General features: G+C 64.7%; 7 protein-coding genes and 2 pseudogenes. 8 read left to right on the top strand and 1 reads right to left on the bottom strand.

Annotated features, from left to right (window positions below):
• Positions 1–249: pseudogene (locus ABFC66_RS16885) on the top strand (hypothetical protein); the annotation flags it as partial.
• Positions 250–843: 594 nt separating this feature from the next.
• Positions 844–1,170: a DUF736 domain-containing protein gene (locus tag ABFC66_RS16880; protein ID WP_307273754.1), complete on the top strand. Its 327-nt coding sequence runs from the start codon at positions 844–846 to the stop codon at positions 1,168–1,170.
• Positions 1,171–1,285: 115 nt separating this feature from the next.
• Here the strand turns inward: ABFC66_RS16880 and ABFC66_RS16875 are convergent, their stop codons facing one another.
• Positions 1,286–1,537, bottom strand: a complete 252-nt coding sequence (locus ABFC66_RS16875) for a helix-turn-helix transcriptional regulator (RefSeq protein WP_293459872.1) — start codon at positions 1,535–1,537, stop codon at positions 1,286–1,288.
• Between the two features lie 230 nt (positions 1,538–1,767).
• Here ABFC66_RS16875 and ABFC66_RS16870 point away from each other — a divergent pair, with 230 nt between their 5' ends.
• The 6 genes and pseudogenes from ABFC66_RS16870 to ABFC66_RS16845 all read left to right on the top strand — a co-directional run.
• Positions 1,768–2,031 carry a DUF2285 domain-containing protein gene (locus tag ABFC66_RS16870; protein WP_188582764.1) on the top strand — a complete coding sequence of 88 codons (264 nt, stop codon included), beginning with the start codon at positions 1,768–1,770 and terminating at the stop codon, positions 2,029–2,031.
• A 125-nt stretch (positions 2,032–2,156) separates the two neighbouring features.
• Positions 2,157–2,309 (top strand): annotated as a pseudogene (locus ABFC66_RS16865) (DUF6499 domain-containing protein); the annotation flags it as partial.
• Positions 2,263–2,943, top strand: coding sequence for a DUF2285 domain-containing protein (locus tag ABFC66_RS16860; protein ID WP_346742142.1), 681 nt, complete (start codon positions 2,263–2,265; stop codon positions 2,941–2,943). The pseudogene ABFC66_RS16865 and the gene ABFC66_RS16860, both read left to right, overlap by 47 nt.
• A gap of 213 nt (positions 2,944–3,156) precedes the next feature.
• Complete coding sequence (locus tag ABFC66_RS16855) at positions 3,157–3,408, top strand: helix-turn-helix domain-containing protein (RefSeq protein WP_293459866.1); 252 nt, start codon at positions 3,157–3,159, stop codon at positions 3,406–3,408.
• A 14-nt stretch (positions 3,409–3,422) separates the two neighbouring features.
• Positions 3,423–4,538 carry a replication initiator protein A gene (locus ABFC66_RS16850; RefSeq protein ID WP_293459864.1) on the top strand — a complete coding sequence of 372 codons (1,116 nt, stop codon included), beginning with the start codon at positions 3,423–3,425 and terminating at the stop codon, positions 4,536–4,538.
• Positions 4,535–4,835: AAA family ATPase (locus ABFC66_RS16845; protein WP_346742141.1), on the top strand; the 301-nt coding region annotated here is incomplete at its 3' end. The genes ABFC66_RS16850 and ABFC66_RS16845, both read left to right, overlap by 4 nt.

Raw genomic sequence — 4,835 nt, 5'->3', positions numbered from 1 at the left:
GGCCAGCTCGCGCTTGCCTTTGTGCCGTGGACGTGGCTTCGGCTCCTGATCATCCTCCTTTACGTCGCGCCCGCCGCCGTCGCCGGTTACAGCGCCACGCATGGAATCGCCCAGATGGCTATGCCTTCGCCTACGTGGCAGACGATCTTCGCCGTCATCGGCGCGATCGCCGTCAGCGTCACGGCGTTCGTTCGCTTCACCGGAATGGCCACGCCCGGACCGGCCGGACAGGGCTTGGCGCGGGGCTGACACCGTCGCGTCGGCGGGGCGGGGTCAGATCAGGCATCCGGGCCCCCGGCAGTCCCCGTCATCGAAGCTGACCAGAGAGCGGCTTCGGCGGTGAAGTTCAGCCCGCCATCGCAGAGTCGCCGGAGTCATGGCGGTCGTCTGAGCGCTTGGACCAGATGGTGACGGCGGCGAGACCCGGCCTACAAGTCGTGTGAAATGGAGCGTGCAGCCGGAGCTTGGGCTTCGAAACGGGAAATCCGTTGGCAGCCAGGACAGGGCTCGGATCGCCGTCGCCTTCACCGGCCGGAGCTTGCGGCGACTCGAAAGTCGCCACGTTCCCCTTGATGTCAGCTCTGTCAGGCCGAGCGCACCGAACGGCCTCTTCGATGGATTGATCTGGCCGAAGGCCGGCTGAAGCCTCGACCGCCTATGGCGCAACAGCGGCGTCAAAACTTTCTTCCCCTGCCGGCTGCGCCGTCATTCCTCGCGAGACAAGAAAGTCCCTCCTTTGCTGTCGAGCCCCTTCGGGGTGCGCCGTCGATCGCCTCCGGCCCCTCGATCACCATCGAGGCCGCAATGGTGCGGGCTCGGAAACAGAGATCAAGGAGAACTACCATGGCGACCATCGGCACCTTCAAGAAGACCGGCTCGAACGAATTCACCGGCGAAATCGTCACCCTCTCGGTCCAGGCCAAGAACGTCCGGATCGTCCCCGAAACCACCCGCTCCGGCGACAACAGCCCCAGCCACCGCGTCTATGTCGGCCGAGTCGAGATCGGCGCCGCCTGGGCCAAGCGCTCCAACGAGGGCCGCGACTATCTGGGCCTCAAGCTCGACGATCCGAGCTTCACCGCCCCGATCTTCGCCAACCTCTTCGACGACGAAGAGGGTGAAGGCTACAGCCTGATCTGGTCCCGCCCCAACGGCCGCCGGAGCGACTGACCCCGCCTACAATGCCCCGTCCGGCTGGTCCGGGCGGGGCATCGCTTCTATTTTGCGAGAGTTCCTCGACCGCCGTCGGCCCAGGTCGAACCCAGAGGCGCACGGCGCGAAGACGCTATTCTTGAGGCTCGGCCGAGACCGCCGAGTCGCCCTTTCGATGAGGGCCTCGCACCAACTCGGCCGCCTCCGCCTCCAGCGCTTCGGCTACCTGACCCAGCACCGTGACGCTCGCCGACACGTCGGCGCGCTCGATCGCGCCAATGTACCGGGCGCTCAACCCGGCCCGTTCGGCCAACTCTTCTTGCGTCATTCCTTTCGCATGACGCAACCGACGCAGATTGATCGCCACGACCTCCTTGAGATCCATGGCGACGATGGAGCCGATATCGGAATCATCGTTCCAGGAACGATCATTCCGATTCGTCCGCGGGGTATGCTATCCATCCCTGGTCTCGACTGCTTCTGCACCGTCAATTTGAGCAACGTGATGCGCCATAAGCATCACGACACCGGCTTAATCAGGCGCGAAGTCTGTCAAAATTTGCGGTAAATGAATTCCTACTCCATTGCTTTGATCTCGACGGGGGAAAGATCGCAATGACCGAGGCGCCCTTCTGTGACCGGCCGCCGCTTACCGACCGCGTGAACGCCTATGATGAGCAACATCTGGCGATATACCTACGGTTGCTGATGGCCGAGGAAGAGGGCGCTGACTGGCGAGAGGTCGTGCTGGTGCTCTTCGGCCTCGATCCGGCGCAAGAGCCCTGCCGTGCCAAAATCGTCCATGAAAGCCACCTGGCCCGCGCCCGCTGGATGACCGAAACCGGCTATCGGCACCTGCTTCAGCCACGAGCGCAGTAAGCCGCCGCAAATCCGTTGTACGGGTTGTCGTCGCGCGCGATGCAATCATAGGGTCTAGCGCAAAGCCTGCGTTTCCGGATGGTTTGAAGCTCTCCGAATAGGGGAGCAAGACGAGAGGAAACGCCATGCCCACACAGTATTGGCGCTCGCCGGAGACGATCGATCACTTGAATCGCCTCGAACGCCCCGGCTTCGCCGTCGAATTCCTGCGCCGCAACGCCGAATACCGGCGTGACTACGCCCAAATCCAGCGCCAGATCGCGCGCGATCATGTCGATGCGGAGTCCGCTCGTGCGGATTTCGCCCGACGATGGGGGTTGCGGTTTCGCCCACGACCCGAGCATTCCGGTCGGCTCCGAACCCGTCACCTGGCTGCCAGAACTATCGCCCGGCACGCTGCTGCTCGATGCAGCGCCGAGCGGGTTCGCCCCTGTGGCCCTCGACCCATCCCAACTCGGCTCGATTGTCGCTGACCGAACCGATGACGAGGGCCGGGAGGTCGTCATCGTCGATGGGTCGGGCGAGCTCCACATCCGGCTCAGCAGCGATCTGGCCGCTCGGCGCCCCATGATTCTCCTGCCTATCGGCGTCGTATCGGTCGATCTTCGGCTCGACGTCGCATCGCGCTTCATACGCCGGCTGAGCGGCCAAACCATCGGCCTTCTCCCCCAGGCTCTGCGACTGACGACGCAACGCAAGCGCCGTCTCGTTCAGCTTCTCCATGCCTTCGACATTCACGACATGGGCGGTGGCCCTCGCGACGTCGCGGAAAAGATCCTGCGCTCGGAACAGGCCCAACTTCCATCGGTCGAGTGGAAAGACTCTCACGCCCGGCGCTCGGCCAACCGTCTGATCCACGACTCGATTGCACTCGTCGAACGCGGCTATCTCAAATTTCTGCGCGGCGGCTGATCAGCCACATACCGGCCTTGAGCGCGCACTGCCCCACCATTCATTCCCGCCTTGCCCGTGACGAATTGGACAATCGTCCGCTCATTGCCGCGTGAAGGGGGACACAACCTTCCGAAAATCTTCGTCCACCCCCAACGCCCAGCCCCTCCGCCACCGTGACCTCGACATGCCGCGACTTTGCCGCGGCGCTTCGAGGCAACACGGAGGCTTCCTATGCTCGACAGGTCCGCGCAGCTCGCCGCCCGCTACGTCAGAACCCATGAGGCGGCGCGCATCCTCGGCATCTCACCGCGCACGCTGGAAAAGTATCGCTGCCACGGCAGCGGTCCAACTTTCCGCAAGCTCGGCGGTCGCGTCGTCTATGCGGTGGGCGATCTCGAAGCCTGGGCCGACCAGGCGGCCTGTCGCTCGACGTCGGATCCTCGATACGTCGAGGCCCGCGCCGCCGGCCACGTGCATCGTTGAAGCGGCGCTCGTCGATGTCGTCGCCCCGCCCCATCACAGCCAGCGAACGGAGCAAGCTCGACCCGTTCGTCGTCGCCACCGGCGACGCCAGCCCGCGCGATCAGCGCGACTTGATGGAGCGGCCGTTCTTCTCGCTCGCTAAAGCCCGGCGCACAACTCCCATCCACTACGCGGCCGGCGATGTCCGCGTCGAGGTCTACGCCGTGCCCGAACACGGCATGGCGACCATTTGGGACGCCGACGTGCTGATCTGGGCGGCGAGCCAGATCGTCGAGGCCGAAAACCTCGGCTTCAAAACCTCGCGCTTCCTGCGCTTCACGCCCTACCAGCTCCTCACAGCGATCGGACGGCAGACGGGCGCCCGCGACTACAAGCTCTTGAAAGGTGCGCTCGCCCGCCTGCAGTCGACCGTCATCCGCACAACCATCCGCAACGGCGAGCATTGGAAGCGGCACCAGTTCTCCTGGATCAACGAGTGGGAGGAATGCACGACGCGCGACGGTCGCGTCGAGGGCATGGAGTTCGTACTTCCCGATTGGTTCTACCGCGGCGTCATCGATCGCTCGCTCGTCCTCGCCATCGACCCCACGTATTTCCGGCTGACCGGCGGCATCGAACGCTGGCTCTATCGCGTCGCCCGCAAGCATGCCGGCCGCCAGCCCAAGGGTTGGCTGTTCGAGATTGCGCATCTCCACCAGAAGTCCGGAAGCCTGGTGCGCGTCTCCGATTTCGCGCTTCAGATCCGGCGCATCGCCGCTCGCCAGCCGCTGCCCGGCTATCGCTTGCGCATCGAGCGCGATGGCCGGCGCGAGCTACTCCGAATCCTGCCCGCCCACTTATCCACAGCGCCTGTGGATGGGGCTGTGGAAGCGCTCGGGACTTCGCACGCAATGGGTATCGGGACTCCGCGCGCAGCCCTATCGGGACTTCGCACGCACGAACCGCAGCTAACGCTTTGGCCGGAAACGGCGATTCCAGGCCTTAACTTAGAGTCTAACTCAGAATCTAACTCTTGTTGTTGGTCCGCGCGATCTGCGGATAAACGCGCCACCTCCGCTGCGCAGGCCTCCGAGCCACCAGCACGACAGCCGTCGCTGCCCTTCGGTCGCAAGCCGGGAGGGAAGAGATGATCGTCGCTCTGCTCAACCAGAAGGGCGGCGTCGGAAAGACCACGCTTGCGCTTCATCTCGCCGGCGAGCTGGCGCTGCACGGCAAGCGCGTCACGCTGATCGATGCCGACCCGCAGGGCTCGGCACTCGATTGGTCGCAGCAGCGGGCGCGGGAGGACGTCTCTCGGCTCTTCGGCGTGGTGGGTCTCGCGCGCGACACGCTCCATCGCGAGGCGCCCGAGATCGCGCTCACCGCCGATCATGTCGTCATCGACGGACCGCCGCGCATCGCGGGGCTGATGCGCTCGGCGCTCTTAG

Source organism: Parvibaculum sp., from assembly GCF_039680535.1.
Classification (GTDB): Bacteria; Pseudomonadota; Alphaproteobacteria; order Parvibaculales; family Parvibaculaceae; genus Parvibaculum.
This window is presented reverse-complemented; position numbering and strand designations above follow the sequence as displayed.

What these genes read in the sequence shown, in the direction of transcription:
- ABFC66_RS16875 (WP_293459872.1), bottom strand. Translation starts at nt 1,537, where the DNA reads ATGGATCTCAAGGAGGTCGTGGCGATCAATCTGCGTCGGTTGCGTCAT.
- ABFC66_RS16850 (WP_293459864.1), top strand. Translation starts at nt 3,423, where the DNA reads ATGTCGTCGCCCCGCCCCATCACAGCCAGCGAACGGAGCAAGCTCGAC.
- ABFC66_RS16870 (WP_188582764.1), top strand. Translation starts at nt 1,768, where the DNA reads ATGACCGAGGCGCCCTTCTGTGACCGGCCGCCGCTTACCGACCGCGTG.
- ABFC66_RS16855 (WP_293459866.1), top strand. Translation starts at nt 3,157, where the DNA reads ATGCTCGACAGGTCCGCGCAGCTCGCCGCCCGCTACGTCAGAACCCAT.
- ABFC66_RS16880 (WP_307273754.1), top strand. Translation starts at nt 844, where the DNA reads ATGGCGACCATCGGCACCTTCAAGAAGACCGGCTCGAACGAATTCACC.